Genomic DNA, 15,462 nt, shown 5'->3' on the forward strand with positions numbered 1-15,462 from the left:
CCGGGGGAGAGGAGAAGCGGGTGAGCAGTGACCCCGACAAGGACAGCGCGCGCGGGCTGGCCCAGATGGAGGGCTATCTGCTGTGGAACGCCGAGGTCGAGGCGGCGCGACGGCTCGCCCGCGGCTTCACCGACGCGCTGCCCTGGCTCACCACCGCCCAGCGCGATGACGTGGAACGTGTCTACGTGGCCGACCGGGCCGACGCCTCGCGGGTGATGCTGTCGCGCATCTCCGCCCGTGCCATCGAGCTGCGCGGCGAGTACAACGAGCGCTACCGCCGGCTCAGGGCGCGCTGTGTGGCGGCCACGGTGGTCTGCGTGGGCACGGCCGGCGGGGCCTGCACGGTGGTGACCTACCTGGCCAGGTGAGCTGCCGGGTCGTCCGTTCTGCCGCCCCAGCAGGCGAAGTCGCACCCGTCTCGTAAAGATAAGAGGTGACGGGCGCGTGTGACGGGGCAGGCGAACGGACGACCGTGCAGACCCGAGAAGGGACGAACACTGTGGCACGACCCAGGATTCTCGTTGTCGGAGCCGGATTTGCCGGGGTCGAGTGCGTACGCCGTCTGGAACGCCGGCTCCGCCCCGGTGAAGCAGACATCGCGCTCGTGGCCCCGTTCTCCTACCAGCTCTACCTGCCCCTGCTGCCTCAAGTGGCCTCGGGTGTCCTCACCCCGCAGTCGATCGCGGTGTCACTGCGCCGCAGCAGCCGGCACCGGACCAGGATCATCCCCGGCGGGGCCATCGGAGTGGACCCCCTGGCGAAGGTCTGCGTCATCCGCAAGATCACCGACGAGGTCGTCAACGAGCCGTACGACTACATCGTGCTCAGCCCCGGCAGTGTCACCCGCACCTTCGACATCCCCGGGCTGCTCGACAACGCCCGCGGCATGAAGACGCTGGCCGAGGCTGCCTTCGTGCGCGATCACGTGATCGCGCAGCTCGACCTCGCGGACGCCAGCCACGACGAGGAGGAGCGGGCCTCGCGGCTGCAGTTCGTGGTCGTCGGCGGCGGCTACGCGGGCACCGAGACCGCGGCCTGCCTGCAGCGGCTGACCACCAACGCCGTGCGGCACTACCCGCGGCTCGACCCGAAGCTGATCAAGTGGCACCTGATCGACATCGCCCCGAAGCTGATGCCCGAACTGGGCGACAAGCTCGGGGAGAGCGCGCTGAAGGTGCTGCGCGAACGGGGGATCGAGGTGTCCCTCGGCGTCTCCGTGGCCGAGGCCGGCCCCGACAAGGTGACCTTCACGGACGGCCGGGTCCTGCCCTGCCGCACGCTGATCTGGACGGCGGGCGTTGCCGCCAGCCCCCTGGTCACCACCTTCGACGCGGAGACGGTGCGCGGCCGCCTGGCGGTGACCCCCGAGATGGTCCTGCCGGGCCATGACGGAATCTTCGCCCTCGGTGACGCGGCGGCCGTGCCCGACCTGGCCAAGGGCGACGGCGCGGTCTGCCCGCCCACCGCCCAGCACGCCATGCGTCAGGGCCGCAAGGTCGCGGACAACGTCCTGGCCACGCTCCGCAACCAGCCGCTGCAGCAGTACGTCCACAAGGACCTCGGCCTCGTCGTCGACCTCGGCGGCAAGGACGCCGTCTCCAAGCCGCTCGGCATCGAGATGCACGGCATCACCGCCCAGGCGGTGGCCCGTGGTTACCACTGGTCGGCGCTGAGGACCAATGTGGCCAAGGCGCGGGTCATGACCAACTGGCTGATCAACGCCGCCGCGGGTGACGATTTCGTCCGCACCGGATTCCAGTCCCGCAAGCCCGCCACGCTGCGGGACTTCGAGTACACGGACGGCTATCTCACGCCCGAGCAGGTCCGCGAGCACACCGCTTCGCTGAACACCCGGATGTGAGCCGCAGGCGAGAGGGGCCCCGGCCGGTATTCCCCGGCCGGGGCCCCTCGTCGGTCGGCTGTGACCCTGCAGATTCCTCAGCCGGCCGGAACGGTGTTGCGGATCAGCCGGAGGAAGGCGGCGTTGTCCGGGGTGTGCCGGATCCGGTCCAGCAGCGTTTCGAGTGAGGTCTGCGCGTCCCTGGAGTGCAGGGCGCGGCGCAGGCCGCGCACGGCGGTCAGTTCGTCGGCCGGTACGAGGAGTTCGTCGCGGCGGGTGCCGGATGCCGCGATGTTCACGGCCGGGTGGATCCGCTTCTCGGCCAGGGCGCGGTCGAGCCGGAGCTCCATGTTGCCGGTCCCCTTCAGCTCCTCGAAGAAGTACTCGTCGGCGCGGGAGCCGGTGTCCACGAGAGCCGTGGCCACGATGGTGAGGGAGCCGCCCTCCTCGGTGAGCCGCGCGGCCCCGAAGAGGCGTTTGGGTCCGAGCAGCGCCGCCGCGTCGACTCCGCCGCTCAGGGTGCGTCCGCCGGCGCCCGCGGCGTTGTTGTGGGCCCGGCACAGCCGGGTGAGGGAGTCGAGCAGGATGACGACGTCCCGGCCCTGCTCGACCAGGCGCTTGGCGCGTTCGAGAGCGAGCTCCGCGAGCGCGATGTGCTCCTTGGCGGGCCGGTCGAAGGTAGAGGCGTACACCTCGCCCCGTACCGACCGGCGCATGTCGGTGACCTCCTCCGGACGCTCGTCGAGCAGCACCACCATCAGGTGGCTCTCGGGGTGGTTCTCCGCGACCGCCGCCGCGATCTGCTGCAGGAGGACCGTCTTGCCGGTCCTGGGCGGGGCGACGACGAGCCCGCGCTGTCCCTTGCCGATCGGGGCGACCAGGTCGAGGATGCGCGTCGAGGGGCTGCCGGAGGGGGTTTCCAGGTGCAGCCGCTCCCGGGGTGGAGCGGGGTGAGGTCGCGGAAGTGCGGACGGTCCCGGATCGCTTGCGGGGGAAGGCCGTTGACGCGTTCCACGCTGCTCAGCGCGCGGGCCGGTCGCAGCGGCCCTCGACGACGTCGCCCTTGCGCAGGCCGTGCCGGCGGATGAGTGCGGTGGGGACCTGGACGTCGCGGGGGGTGGGGTGGCCGTCTGCGGGGCGCAGGGCGCCGTGCCCCTGGGGCGTGAGGTCGAGGACGCCGGCGGCGGCCGTGGGGGCCGGCGGCCGGGTGGTGACGGGGTGTTCGAGTGTGGTGGTCATGCGGGGTGGTCCTTTCGCGGACATGCGAATGAAGGGGCCCGGCAGAAACGGGGGCGGAGATCTCACGCCCCGGACGACGGGCAGGAAAGACCGGTCGGAGAGCCCGTACCGGACTGAAGGAAGTGATGCGAGAACGCTGGATCGCCGGTCTGTAGGAGAAGGCGCATCAGCGTGGTGAGAATGAACCGGCACCGGCGCCCGAATCTCAAGGCGTACACAAGTACCAATGGCAATGTACCACGGCTGCCGGACGGCGACTGCCGGCGCGGCGCAGATCACACGAGGGGGGCGGGGGAGCGGCAGGTGTTCTGCCACGCCGGGCCCCGGCATGCCAGAACACCTGCCGCTCCCCGGGTCAGGCAGCCGGCCCGGGGCCCCGGAACGCTTCCAGGATCTGCTCGGCGGCCAGCGTGGCCGGCAAGGTGCCCCCACGAACCCGCTGCTCCAGCTCCGGGGCGAGCGCACGCACACCGGGATGGCTGCGCAGGCTCTCCAGCAACTCCTCGCGCACCATCGTCCAGGTCCAGTCGACCTGCTGCTCGCTCCGCTTGGCCGCGAGCCGGCCGGTCGATTCGAGCAGTGTCCGGTGCTGCTCCAGGCGCTCCCACAGGGTGTCGAGGCCGGTCGATTCGCGCGCGCTGCAGGTCAGTACCGGTGGGGTCCACGCCGCGTCCGCCGGGTGCATCAGCCGCAGCGCGCCCGCCAGCTCGCGTGCGGCGCCGCGGGCGTCGCGCTCGTGCGGACCGTCGGCCTTGTTGACCGCGATGGCGTCGGCGAGCTCCAGCACGCCCTTCTTGATGCCCTGCAGCTGGTCGCCGGTGCGGGCCAGCGTCAGCAGCAGAAACGTGTCGACCATGTTGGCGACCGCCGTCTCCGACTGTCCGACCCCGACGGTCTCCACCAGCACCACGTCGTAGCCCGCCGCCTCCATCACCACGACGGACTCCCGGGTCGCCTTCGCCACCCCGCCCAGCGTCCCGGCGGTGGGGAGGGGCGTACGAACGCCGCCGGGTCCACCGCGAGCCGCTCCATCCTGGTCTTGTCGCCCAGGATGGAGCCTCCGGTGCGGCTGGAGGACGGGTCGACGGCCAGCACCGCGACCCGGTGCCCGAGCCCGGTGAGCATGGTGCCGAGGGCGTCGATGAACGTGGACTTGCCGACCCCGGGCACACCGCTGATCCCGATGCGGCGGGCGTTGCCCGAGTGCGGCAGGAGTTCGCGCAGCAACTGCTGCGCCAGCGCCCTGTGATCGGGCCGGGTGGACTCGACGAGGGTGATCGCGCGCGCGATGTGCGCCCGCTTCCCGTCGAGTACGCCCTTCACATAGCTGTCGAGATCGATCTTCGCGGCCATCGGCTCAGCGGCTCACAGCTCGTGGCCCAGTGAGGCGCCGAGCCGCGTCACCAGGTCGTGGGCCGCGTCGGGGATCACCGTGCCGGGCGGGAACACGGCCGCTGCTCCCGCTTCGTGCAGCGCCTCGATGTCCTGCGGCGGAATCACCCCGCCCACCACGATCATGATGTCCTCGCGGCCCTCGGCCGCGAGCTCCTCGCGGAGCGCCGGCACCAGGGTGAGGTGGCCGGCGGCGAGCGACGAGACGCCCACGATGTGCACGTCCGCCTCGACCGCCTGCCGGGCGACTTCGCCCGGCGTCTGGAACAGCGGGCCGACATCCACGTCGAAGCCCAGGTCGGCGAAGGCGGTCGCGATCACCTTCTGGCCGCGGTCGTGACCGTCCTGGCCCATCTTGGCGACCAGGATGCGCGGGCGCCGCCCCTCCGCCTCCTCGAACGCGTCCACCAGTGCGCGGGTGCGGTCCACGGACGGCGACTCCCCTGCCTCGTTGCGGTACACACCGGAGATCGTACGGATCTGGCCCGCGTGCCGGCCGTACACCTTCTCCAGCGCGTCCGAGATCTCGCCGACGGTGGCCATCGCGCGTGCCGCGTCGACGGCCAGCGCCAGCAGGTTGCCTTCGAGCCCGGGACCCGGCTCCCGCCCGGCCGCCGCCGTCAGCGCGCCCAGCGCGTCCTGGCAGGCCTGCTCGTCGCGCTCCTCGCGCAGCCGGCGCAGCTTCTCGATCTGCTGGGTGCGCACCGAGGAGTTGTCGACCTTGAGCACGTCGATCTTCTCGTCGGTCTCGACGCGGTACTTGTTGACGCCGATGACGGGCTGGCGGCCGGAGTCGATGCGCGCCTGGGTGCGGGCGGCCGCCTCCTCGATGCGCAGCTTGGGGATGCCGGCGTCGATGGCCTTGGCCATACCGCCCGCCGCCTCGACCTCCTCGATGTGCTGCCAGGCCCGCCGCGCCAGGTCGTAGGTGAGCTTCTCCACGTACGCGCTGCCGCCCCACGGGTCGATGACCCGCCCGGTGCCGGACTCCTGCTGGAGCAGCAGCTGGGTGTTGCGGGCGATGCGCGCGGAGAAGTCCGTCGGCAACGCGAGTGCCTCGTCGAGGGCGTTGGTGTGCAGCGACTGGGTGTGACCCTGGGTCGCCGCCATCGCCTCCACGCAGGTCCTGGTGACGTTGTTGAACACGTCCTGGGCGGTCAGCGACCAGCCCGAGGTCTGCGAATGAGTGCGCAGCGAGAGCGACTTGGGGTTCTTGGGCTCGAACTCCCGGACCAGCTTGGCCCACAGCAGCCGGGCCGCCCGCAGCTTTGCGATCTCCATGAAGAAGTTCATGCCGATCGCCCAGAAGAACGACAGTCGCGGCGCGAAGGCGTCCACGTCGAGTCCGGTGTCCCGCCCGGCCCGCAGGTACTCCACGCCGTCGGCCAGGGTGTACGCCAGCTCCAGATCGGCCGTGGCTCCGGCCTCCTGGATGTGGTACCCGGAGATGGAGATCGAGTTGTAGCGAGGCATCCGCTGCGAGGTGAACGCGAAGATGTCGGAGATGATCCGCATCGAGGGCTTCGGCGGATAGATGTAGGTGTTGCGGACCATGAACTCCTTCAGGATGTCGTTCTGAATGGTCCCGGCCAGCTTCTCGGGCGGCACACCCTGTTCCTCGGCGGCCACGATGTACAGCGCGAGTACGGGAAGCACGGCGCCGTTCATCGTCATCGAGACCGACATCTTGTCCAGCGGGATGCCCTCGAACAGCTGCCGCATGTCGTAGATCGAGTCGATCGCGACCCCGCCATGCCGACGTCGCCGGTCACCCGCGGGTGGTCGCTGTCGTAGCCCCGGTGGGTCGGCAGGTCGAAGGCGACGGAGAGCCCCTTCTGTCCGGCCGCGAGGTTACGGCGTAGAAGGCGTTGGACTCCTCGGCGGTGGAGAAACCCGCGTACTGCCGGATCGTCCACGGCTGGTTGACGTACATCGTCGGGTACGGGCCCCGCAGATACGGAGCCACCCCCGGATACGTGCCGAGGAAGTCGAGTTCCTCCAGGTCCTGGCCCGTGTACAGCGGTTTGACCGCGATGCCTTCCGGGGTCTCCCAGAGCAGGTCGCCGTCGGAGCTCCCGGAGGACTCCTTCACCGCGGCACGCCACTGGTCCTCGCCCACCTCGGCGCCGCCGCCCGGCCCGAGGTCGATGTCGGAGAAGTCGGGGATCCGCATTACGCCACACCCATACGGTCGAGAACGGAAGAGAGCACGGCCACCACGTCGCAGCCGGCGAAGACGTATTCGTCGACACCGGGGTGATCGCCGGGCCGCCCCGCCAGGTACACCCGCTGCGCACCCGCCGACACGAGCGCCTCGGCGACCTCGCCGGCCTGCTCGGCGTACAGGGCGTCGCTGGAGCACAAGCAGGCCACGTCGGTCCCGCTGGCCGCGAAGGCCGCGGCGGCCGACGAGGCGTCCACCCGCAACGGCTCGTGGACCGGCTCGATGCCGCCCGCCTGGAAGAGGTTCGCGGCGAACGAGGCCCGCGCGGTGTGCGCCGCGGCGGGGCCGAGCGCGGCGATGAACACCCGCGGCCGGCGGCCGGTCGCCGCCAGGTGCGCGTCCGAGCGGGCGCGCAGCTCCTCGAACGCCTCGTCACGCCGGACCACCGGCAGACCGCCCTGCGGGGCGGCCACCGGGACGGCCTTGCGCTCCACCGCGCGCTCGGCGAGCTGGGGAACTCGCTGACGCCGGTGATCGGCTCCTTGCGCCGCGCCAGGTTCTTCTTGCGCGCCGCCCAGGTGGCCGCGAGCCGTTCCGCGACCGTTCCGGAGGCCAGCGCGGCCGCCTGGCCACCCGCCCGCTCGATCTCCTGGAAGAACGCCCAAGCGGAGTCGGCGAGTTCGTCGGTGAGCCGCTCCACGTACCAGGAGCCGCCGGCCGGGTCGATGACCCGGGCCAGATGGGACTCCTCCAGCAGGATCGTCGAGGTGTTACGGGCGATGCGGCGCGCGAACGCGTCCGGCAGGCCGAGCGCGTGATCGAACGGCAGCACGGTCACCGCATCGGCCCCGCCGACTCCGGCGCCCAGACAGGCCAGCGTCGTCCGCAGCATGTTCACCCACGGATCGCGCCGGGTCATCATCACCGGCGAGGTCACGGCGTGCTGTCGCTGCGCCCCGCCCTCCGGGGCCCCGCAGACCTCGGCGACCCGCGCCCACAGCCGGCGCGCGGCCCGCAGTTTGGCGATCGTCAGGAACTGGTCGGCGGTGGCGGCGTAGCGGAACTCCAGCTGCGCGCAGGCCTCCTCGACACCGAGACCCGCCTCGGTCAGCGCCCGCAGGTAGGCGACCCCGGTGGCCAGCGAACTGCCCAGTTCCTGGGCGGCCGAGCCACCGGCCTCGTGGTACGGCATCGCATCCACCGTCAGTGCCCGGAGTCCCGGGTACTCGCGCGTGCACCGCTGCGCCCAGCTGATCGCGGCTGTCAGGTCCGGTGCGCCGCCGCTGCGGGCCGCCTGCCCCAGCGGATCGGCGCCAAGACTGCCGCGCACCGACTTCGCGGGAACCTCGCGCTCCGCGTAGAGGCGGAGCAACTCGGTTGCTGCGGCGTCCAGTTCGTCCCCCGCGTCGAGCGCGACCGGAGCGAGATCGAGGTAGACGCCGTCCAGCGCCCGTGCCAGACCGGAGACCGGCACACCGCCGGCGCCTCCCACGGTCAGCCACAGCGAGGTGACACCGTTCTCCAGATCCGCGAGCACGGCCTCGTTGAGCCGGGCGGGATCCGGCGAACCGTGCCGCTGCCGTACGCCCCAGCCGCCCGCCGTACTGCCTTCGGGCTTGCTGCCGCGGGTGAAGGGGGCGAATCCCGGGAGACCGGCATCGGGCGCGTCGTCGCGCGAGGTGTAGAGGGGCGGGTGATGAGCCGTCCTCCACCGTGGTGGACAGTGCTTCCTCGGCGGCCGAACCCGAAACGTCCTTGCCCGACTTGCGCAGCACACCCTCGACGAGGCTCTGCCACTGCTCATGGGCGGGATCAGGGAATTCGGCGGCCAACGAAAGCCCGTCAGCAGGCTGGACCGTCATGCCCAGATGCTAGGGCAGGTCTCAGATGGGCAGCAGGGGTGCGGCCTGTGACCTTGCCCTCTCCGAACGCACTTGATCCTTTACGTACTGTCCAGTAACACCCGGCGGGGTGAATCGGCCCCGCATCCCCGTCCGGAACACCGTCAGATGATTTGCCATAGTGCAGCACCAAATGACCGAAGTTATGCTGCTGGCAATCCATCCCTCCGGAGAGGACACGCCCGTGGCTGTCGGACCTGTGGAGTACCTCGTCGTCGCCTTCCCCGGCAGCCGGTTCACCGGCGCGATCGCCCCGGCGCTGGCCGACGCGGTCGCATCGAAGGCGGTGCGCATCCTCGACCTGACCTTCGTGTACCGGGCCGAGGACGGCACCATCGAGATCGTCGAGCTGGAGGACCTCGATCCCGGCGAGCTCGTCTCGTTCGAGCCGGTCGAGGGCGAGGTCACCGGCATGCTGAACAGCGACGACATCCGGGAGCTGGGCGAGAGGGTGCCGCCGGGCAGCTCCGCGGCGCTGATCGTGTGGGAGGACCTCTGGGCGGTGCCGCTCACCGAGGCCGTCCGCGCGTCCGGCGGACAGCTCATCGCCCACGAGCGGATCCCCGCCGAGGTCGCGGAGGCGGCGGCATCCGCCGCCGGTTCCGCCCGCTGACACCGCACCCGCACCGGAAGGGCGTACGACATGCCGATTTTTCGAGGACCTGGGATGAACCGCCGCGGGCCCGGCCTGCTGGGCGCGGTGGCGCGCACGGCCGTCGTCGCCGGCACCGCCTCCGCGGTCAGTGGCCGGGTCCAGCAGCGCCAGCAGACGAAGTTCGCCGAACAGGACGCGGAGCGGGCAGCCGGGCAGCCGGTCGCCGAGCCGGTGGCCGAGGAGCCGCCCGCGGACGACGTGATCAGCCAGCTGGAGCGGCTGGCCGAGCTGAAGAAGCAGGGCATCCTCACGGACGCGGAGTTCATCGCGCAGAAGACGAGACTTCTGGCGGAGTGAGCGCGGCCACGGCGCAGGCGCGGGGCGGCCCCGTCCGGAATTGATGTCCTCGCCCCCTTCCCGGTGAATTCGATGCGCCGGGCCACCGGTCGAGGCAACGGCAGTGCAGGACGTCGTGACCACTTCTCTCCCGTACCTCCCGGCCCTCGTCCATGTGTGCAGCGCCGCAGGCCAGGAGGCCGGCGGCGACGCTTTCCCATGCCTCTCGCGTGCCCGGCACGCCCGATCGGCGGTCCCCGGCGTTTTACTTTGTCCATTTCCCGACATCATGCGACTTTTGATCCGGCCAAGCCGAAATCAATTCGGATACGTGTCGGGAAAAGAGGAAGTTCATCGTGCAAACCGTCAGGGCCGTCCCGGCAGTCTCTGTTCTCAATCTGCGCGACCTGGGCGGCATCGACCTGGGCGCCGGCCGCCAGGTGCGGCCCGGCATCGTCCTGCGCTCCGGCCAGCTCAGCGGGCTGGGTCCGGCGGACGATGCCACGGTGGCGGCGCTCGGCGTCCGTACGGTCGTGGACCTGCGGACCGCTGACGAGCGCGCGTCGGCCCCCGACCGCCTGCCGCCCGGAGCCCGGCTCTTCGTGGCCGACGTGCTCGGGACAACCCGGGCGTGGCCCCCGCCCGCCTCCGGGCGCTGCTCGCCGACCCGGTCGAGGCGGAGCGGCTGCTCGGGGACGGAAAGGCCGAGGAGATGTTCGCGGAGACGTACCGGCAGATGGTTCTCTCGCCACGTGCCGCGGCCGCGTACCGGGCCCTCGTCGACACGGTTGCCGACGGTGCCTCGCACCCCGTGCTCTTCCACTGCACCGCGGGCAAGGACCGCACGGGCTGGGCGGCGGCCCTGCTGCTGCTCCTTGTCGGTGCCGCGCGTGACGTGGTGCGGGCCGAGTACCTCGCGGTGAATCCGGTGGTGCGGGTCGCCTTCCGGCCCCATGTGCAGAGCTTCCTCGACGCGGGCGGCGACCCGGAGATCGCCTCCGCGATCATCGAGGTCCGTCCCCGTTACCTCGACACGGCGATGGACGCCATGGACGAGCGATGGGGAGGCTGGACGGATACGCCCGCGACGGGCTGCGCATCCCCGAAGCCACGCTGCGGCGCCTGCGTGGCGAGCTGGTGGCGGCCGTCTAGGGGCTCTCGTCGTCCTGGCGGGCCAGGTCCGGCTGTGTCCGGCTAGGTCCGAGCCGTCGCGGCGAGGACCCAGCTGAGCGGGCGGAGGCGTCGAGGAGGGCGCGGGAGCGAACCGCGATACTCGCGTCACGGGCCGCCAGCGCGGCCAGCACGTCCTGTGCGCGGCGCCCGCGCCGTAGGTCCGGCATCAGGGACCGCAGGGGGCGATGCGATACCCGGCGCCGCGTAGCTGGTGCACGATCCGGGCGTCACGCGCCTGGGCCGGCGAGTACCGGCGCCTCCCTCGTGGTGGCACCCGGTCGGGGACAACGAGCCCCTCGGCGTCCCAGTGCCGCAATGTCGAGGCGCGCACGCCGAGCGCGACGGCGAGTTCCAGGACGCTCATCGAGTCCGATGGGCGGACGTCCTCGACCGGCTCGGCGGAGATCGCCTCCGCCGCCTCCCCGGCAAGCCTGAGGTCCGTACGCTCCCGGTCGAGCCGGGCGTGTGCCGCGTCGAACAGGGCCAGTACCGCCGAGGCCGGACGCCGATGTGCGGCACGAACGATCCGCTTGGCCTCGACCGGACCGGTGCCTACGGCCAGTGCCCCGTAGGCCAGCGCGGAACGCAGGTGCACCTCTCCATAGATCCGGTAGCCCGCGGGTGTGCGCGCCACCGGCGGCAGCACGCCGTCGCGTTCCAGGTTGCGCACCTGCTGAACCGAGCATCCGGCGTGTCGCGCGACATCGACCGTGCGCATGGCCGACGACTTGAGGGTGGCCACCGATTTCCCTTCGGTTCTCGGCTCAAAGTCTCCACAAGCACCTTAATGAAACGCTTGAGGACATGACCATCGACGAACTCATCGACTTCATGCAAGGCCTCGACGGCGTCCTGGCCGTCAGGCCCGGACCCGGCGACGGCTCACCGGAGATCAGTTGGGGCGACACGTTCTTCTCCTACGCGCCTGACGGCGTCGCGCCGAAGGCAACGCAGCCCTTCGCGACGATCGTGACGAAGAACTACCCGGGCGACGAGAGATCGCGCCTGGACCGCCCGGGTGCGTTCCGCGTCAACATCGCCGCTGGGAAGGAGGTCTTCGCCGACCGGACCGGCCACGCCCCGCGGGAACCGGCCGCCGACGACGACCTCGGCATCGCCGACGCCGTGACGGCGCACCCCGTCTACGGCTCCGCCGGCTGGCTCGCGGTGGTGAATCCGGGGAGGCGGACCGATGCGGCAACCCGCCGGCTGCTCCGCGATGCCTGGCTCCTCGCACGCTCGCGCCATGAGCGGCGTACTACTGGGTGAGGGCCCGGTGCGTAGTCCGGTTCACGTGCGTCGCTGAACGCCGCAGCCCGCGCGGCTCATCCGCGGTCGGCCGCCGCACGCAGGGGCGCTCCGGCACGGTGCAGGCTGCCGAGCGCCTGACGGTAGGAGCCGATGAGTCCCGTCTCGGTGTAGCCGAGGCCGAGTTCCTGGCAGTAACGCCGGACGACGGGCTGGGCCTTGCGCAATTGCGGAGTGGGCATGCTGGGGAACAGGTGGTGCTCGATCTGGTAGTTGAGCCCGCCCAGCGCGATGTCGGTGAACCAGCCCCCGCGCACATTGCGCGAGGTGAGGACCTGCCTGCGGAGGAAGTCGGGGAGGTCGTCCCCCGAGAACATCGGCATTCCCTTGTGGTTGGGGGCGAAGATGGAACCCAGGTAGATACCGAACAGGCACTGGTGCACCGCGAGGAACGCGAGCGCCTTGCCGGGCGGCAGTACCAGCAGGAGTGCGGTGAGATAGAGCGCGAAGTGCGCGATCAGCAGCGTGCCTTCCGTCCACCGCTGCTTCAGCGAACGGTCCGCCAGCGCCCTGACTCCCGCGACGTGCAGGCTGAACCCCTCCAGTGCCAGGAGCGGGAAGAAGAGGTACGCCTGCCGGCCGCCCAGCAGCCTGGGCAGACCACGGGCCGCTCGCGCCTGGTCCTCGTTCCACACCAGGACGTCCGGGAGGACATCGGGGTCGAGCTCCTCGTTGTTGGGGTTGGCGTGGTGCCGTGTGTGCTTGTCCTGCCACCAGCCGTAGCCCATGCCGATGACCAGATTCCCGGCGATGCGGCCCGTCCGTGCGCTGGCCCGGCGCAGCCGGAACACCTGGCGGTGCCCGACATCGTGGGCCACCAGGGCGACCTGGCCGAAGACGACAGCGAGGAACGCGGCCACGCCGAGTGTCCACCAGCTGTTGCCGACCAGGACGAACGCGGTCCAGCCCGCCGCGCACAGCGCGGTGACGAGGGAGATGCGGAGCAGGTAGTAGCCGGGCCGCCTGCGCATCAGGCCGCTCTCGGTGATCGTTCGTGCCAGCCGGGCGAAGTCGCTTCCCGCCCGTCCGTCCGTCACTGCAGGTGCTGCTGGGGACGCAGGGTCTTGCGCGGTATGAATCGACATGGCATCAACGCCTCACGGATAGCCGAGTTGAACCACACGGCACGCTCGGCCATGTGTGAAATGCATCCACGGGTGAAGGGGCAGGCGGTGCGACGGGCCCAGGCCGGTCGGCGGTCGTCCTGCCCGTACAGGCGCGCTACGGCGACTGTCGCTGAGTTCCCTGGAACGGGCCGTGGTGTCCCGGGGCGCCCGCAGGAGGGCGGGGCTGGGGCTTACCGGGCCTCATCGTAGCCGTCTGCGGGTTGCGCCCGCATAAACGATGCCCGGCGGCCCCTGAGGGCGGCCGGGCGACTGCCCCCGGCACTGGTGAGTGCCGGGGGCAGGAGGTGCAGACGGTAAAGGGGGCGCGGGGGCCCTCGCCCCACGGTGGGGGCGCCGTCGCGCGGGGCCTCGTGTGTCCGCCCTCTGCCGCGCAGGAAGCTGCGAGCAGCGGGCGAAGACCACTCGCCTCACACGTTCAGGAGCCGTTCGGTGAGGTCACGGTACTGCTGCAGGGTGACCCGCAGTTCCTCGGTGCGCGTCTCGGATTCCGTGCCCTGCTGCCGCGAGTTCAGTTCACGGCGTCGCTCCTTGAGAGCGCTCGCGAGACCCTCGACGGCTGCGTCGAAGGTGCTTCCGGCCTCCTCGACCGCTCGAAGGGGCTCTCGACGAATTCGGTCACCGCGTGCTGGAGCCGCTGGGAGAGCTTGCCCTGATCGCCCTCCGGGAAGAGCTGCTTCGCCCCAGCGGTGGCCTTTCTGGGCGTGTCGCCAGGGGTGAGGGACGGCTTGCGGTCCGGCGCCGTGCTGCCTGAGGTGGTGGGGTCCACCGCCGTGCCGGTGTCGAGGGCCGACTTCCGCGACTTCTGTGCCGCGTCGGGCCGCTCGGCCGGGTCGAGCCGCTCGGCCTCATCGGTACGCGAAGTCTGGGTGGCGCCGGTCCTGGTGGCGGAGTCCGCGGTCCCCGAGGACCGCCGGCCGGGGCTCACCTCGCTGTCCTTCGACCGGTCAGGGGTGACCGGAGCCTGGGCCCCGCTCCGTGTGTCGTTCCCGGTGCCGTTCCCGGTGCCGGAGTTCGCGGCCCGGTCGGGGGTGACCGGACTCCGCTCGGCGCCCTCGGGCGACTCGGCGGGGATACGCGGGGTGCGCTCGGTGTCGTACGTCATGAGGTGCCACTTCCTTCTGCATGGTGCCGGTCCCGGCGGACCGGGCTCTTCGTGCCGTTCGAGACCAGGACGTCGAAGAGACCGTGGGCCTCGACCATGGCCTCCCGCATCTCCTCGGTGCTGCCTTCGCCCCGCTGGACGCTGTGCACCCGGCGGTAGCCGTTGACGTGGTCGGCATGGTGGACGGAGAGGGCCGCGGTCTGCTCCTCGAAGTCGCTGCCGTCGGGGAAGCCCATGTCCTGGGCCAGCTCCGCCAGGAGGGCGTCGGCCTCGGCGACCGCCTGCTGCGGCGAATCGACGAAGGTGCCCTGAATCTGCTTCCAGCGGTCGGAGTACCGCGCGCGGGCCTCGGGGGACAGCGGACGCTCATCGAGGGAGCGGTGACGCTTCAACCGCTCGCTCAGCTCCTGTTCGGCGGCCTTGGCATCGCCGTCGTGACGGGTGACGGCCCGGTCGTACTCAGGTCCGAAACGGCTTCGCAGGCCACGCCCGCCGGACTTCCGGCCGAAGGCGAAGAAGAGACCGGCGGCCACCACCAGGACGACTGCGACGATGATCAGGACAGTGGTCACGCTCACCACCCCTGCCGGGCATCGGGCCGCGGTTTGCTGTGTTCCACGTTCACCATCCCTTTCGGTCCGTCCCCGGACGAAGTGCCGTCCGGGCGTGGTCCTCGTGTACCCCGCCGCGCGAGTTCATGCCCCGCGAGGGCGAGTTGCTCGCCGGACGGACGGCCCGCGGCCGCCATCCGCCACGAAAACGCCTGCTGGGCCCCGGTATTGTGGAGGGGACGAAAGACCCTGGTTCTCCGAGAGGGGCTTCACGGTGACCGAACGCAAACCCACGGGTGTCAGCTTCGAGTCGTGGGTCGACAAACAGATTCGCGAGTCCGAACAGCGGGGTGACTTCTCCCAGCTGCCGGGATTCGGCAAGCCGCTCGACAGCCTCGACCGCCCGTACGACGAGACGTGGTGGATCAAGGCGAAGATGCAGCGTGAGGGGGTTTCGGTGCTCCCGCCGACCCTCGCCCTGCGCAAGGAGGCGGAGGACACCCTCGCGGCCGTGTCCGGGGCCCGCACGGAGGCCGAGGTGCGGCGGATGCTGGCCGAGGTGAACGAGAAGATCGCCGAGGCAGTCAGACGGCCGCCGCCTGGACCGCTTCTCAACCTCGGCCCGTTCGACATCGAGGCCCTGGTCGAGGAGTGGCGCGCGGCGCGCCAGGCCTCCTGAGGCAGTCGCCGGCGGACCGTCGGCCGCCCTCCGGCCCGCGTCCTGGTGAGTAATA

10 protein-coding genes and 5 pseudogenes are annotated in these 15,462 nt (G+C 71.1%); 7 read left to right on the plus strand and 8 right to left on the minus strand.

Features of this window, described 5'->3' with window-relative positions; translation table 11 throughout:
* Window positions 1–65 precede the first annotated feature (65 nt).
* Window positions 66–368, plus strand: a complete 303-nt coding sequence (locus LNW71_RS31710; protein ID WP_250972222.1) for a hypothetical protein — start codon at window positions 66–68, stop codon at window positions 366–368.
* Between the two features lie 131 nt (window positions 369–499).
* On the plus strand, window positions 500–1,861 hold the full coding sequence (locus tag LNW71_RS31715) for an NAD(P)/FAD-dependent oxidoreductase (protein WP_250971323.1): 1,362 nt from the start codon (window positions 500–502) through the stop codon (window positions 1,859–1,861).
* A gap of 77 nt (window positions 1,862–1,938) precedes the next feature.
* Here LNW71_RS31715 and rho read toward each other — a convergent pair.
* The 4 pseudogenes from rho to mutA form a co-directional block, all read right to left on the minus strand.
* Window positions 1,939–3,221, minus strand: a pseudogene (gene rho / locus LNW71_RS31720) (transcription termination factor Rho).
* Between the two features lie 213 nt (window positions 3,222–3,434).
* Window positions 3,435–4,318: pseudogene (gene meaB, locus LNW71_RS31725) on the minus strand (methylmalonyl Co-A mutase-associated GTPase MeaB).
* A gap of 126 nt (window positions 4,319–4,444) precedes the next feature.
* Window positions 4,445–6,644, minus strand: a pseudogene (gene scpA, locus LNW71_RS31730) (methylmalonyl-CoA mutase).
* Window positions 6,644–8,497 (minus strand): annotated as a pseudogene (gene mutA, locus LNW71_RS31735) (methylmalonyl-CoA mutase small subunit). Before mutA ends, scpA begins: the two co-directional pseudogenes overlap by 1 nt.
* A 238-nt stretch (window positions 8,498–8,735) precedes the next feature.
* Between mutA and LNW71_RS31740 the strand changes: the two are divergent.
* From LNW71_RS31740 to LNW71_RS31750, 3 genes and pseudogenes are all read left to right on the plus strand, one after another.
* Window positions 8,736–9,149, plus strand: coding sequence for a DUF6325 family protein (locus LNW71_RS31740; protein ID WP_308294575.1), 414 nt, complete (start codon window positions 8,736–8,738; stop codon window positions 9,147–9,149).
* Between the two features lie 54 nt (window positions 9,150–9,203).
* On the plus strand, window positions 9,204–9,488 hold the full coding sequence (locus LNW71_RS31745; protein ID WP_250971325.1) for an SHOCT domain-containing protein: 285 nt from the start codon (window positions 9,204–9,206) through the stop codon (window positions 9,486–9,488).
* Window positions 9,489–9,823: 335 nt separating this feature from the next.
* Window positions 9,824–10,619 (plus strand): annotated as a pseudogene (locus tag LNW71_RS31750) (tyrosine-protein phosphatase).
* 187 nt (window positions 10,620–10,806) lie between these two features.
* Here LNW71_RS31750 and LNW71_RS36600 read toward each other — a convergent pair.
* Window positions 10,807–11,382, minus strand: coding sequence for a MerR family transcriptional regulator (locus LNW71_RS36600; RefSeq protein ID WP_250971326.1), 576 nt, complete (start codon window positions 11,380–11,382; stop codon window positions 10,807–10,809).
* Between the two features lie 62 nt (window positions 11,383–11,444).
* Here LNW71_RS36600 and LNW71_RS31760 point away from each other — a divergent pair, with 62 nt between their 5' ends.
* Window positions 11,445–11,909 (plus strand): DUF6194 family protein, encoded by a 465-nt coding sequence (locus LNW71_RS31760; RefSeq protein WP_250971327.1) that lies wholly within the window; start codon window positions 11,445–11,447, stop codon window positions 11,907–11,909.
* A gap of 56 nt (window positions 11,910–11,965) precedes the next feature.
* Here the strand turns inward: LNW71_RS31760 and LNW71_RS31765 are convergent, their stop codons facing one another.
* The 3 genes from LNW71_RS31765 to LNW71_RS31775 form a co-directional block, all read right to left on the minus strand.
* Window positions 11,966–13,033 (minus strand): acyl-CoA desaturase, encoded by a 1,068-nt coding sequence (locus LNW71_RS31765; protein ID WP_250971328.1) that lies wholly within the window; start codon window positions 13,031–13,033, stop codon window positions 11,966–11,968.
* Between the two features lie 550 nt (window positions 13,034–13,583).
* The gene (locus LNW71_RS31770) at window positions 13,584–14,177 is read right to left on the minus strand and encodes a hypothetical protein (protein ID WP_250971329.1); all 594 of its coding nucleotides are present in this window, start codon (window positions 14,175–14,177) and stop codon (window positions 13,584–13,586) included.
* On the minus strand, window positions 14,174–14,758 hold the full coding sequence (locus tag LNW71_RS31775; RefSeq protein WP_250971330.1) for a hypothetical protein: 585 nt from the start codon (window positions 14,756–14,758) through the stop codon (window positions 14,174–14,176). The genes LNW71_RS31770 and LNW71_RS31775 overlap by 4 nt, the downstream gene beginning before the upstream one ends.
* Window positions 14,759–15,002: 244 nt before the next feature.
* Here LNW71_RS31775 and LNW71_RS31780 point away from each other — a divergent pair, with 244 nt between their 5' ends.
* Window positions 15,003–15,407 carry a DUF1992 domain-containing protein gene (locus LNW71_RS31780; RefSeq protein WP_250971331.1) on the plus strand — a complete coding sequence of 135 codons (405 nt, stop codon included), beginning with the start codon at window positions 15,003–15,005 and terminating at the stop codon, window positions 15,405–15,407.
* Window positions 15,408–15,462: the final 55 nt, after the last annotated feature.

Origin of the sequence: Streptomyces sp. RKAG290 (genome assembly GCF_023701695.1) — a bacterium.
Lineage (GTDB): Bacteria > Actinomycetota > Actinomycetes > Streptomycetales > Streptomycetaceae > Streptomyces.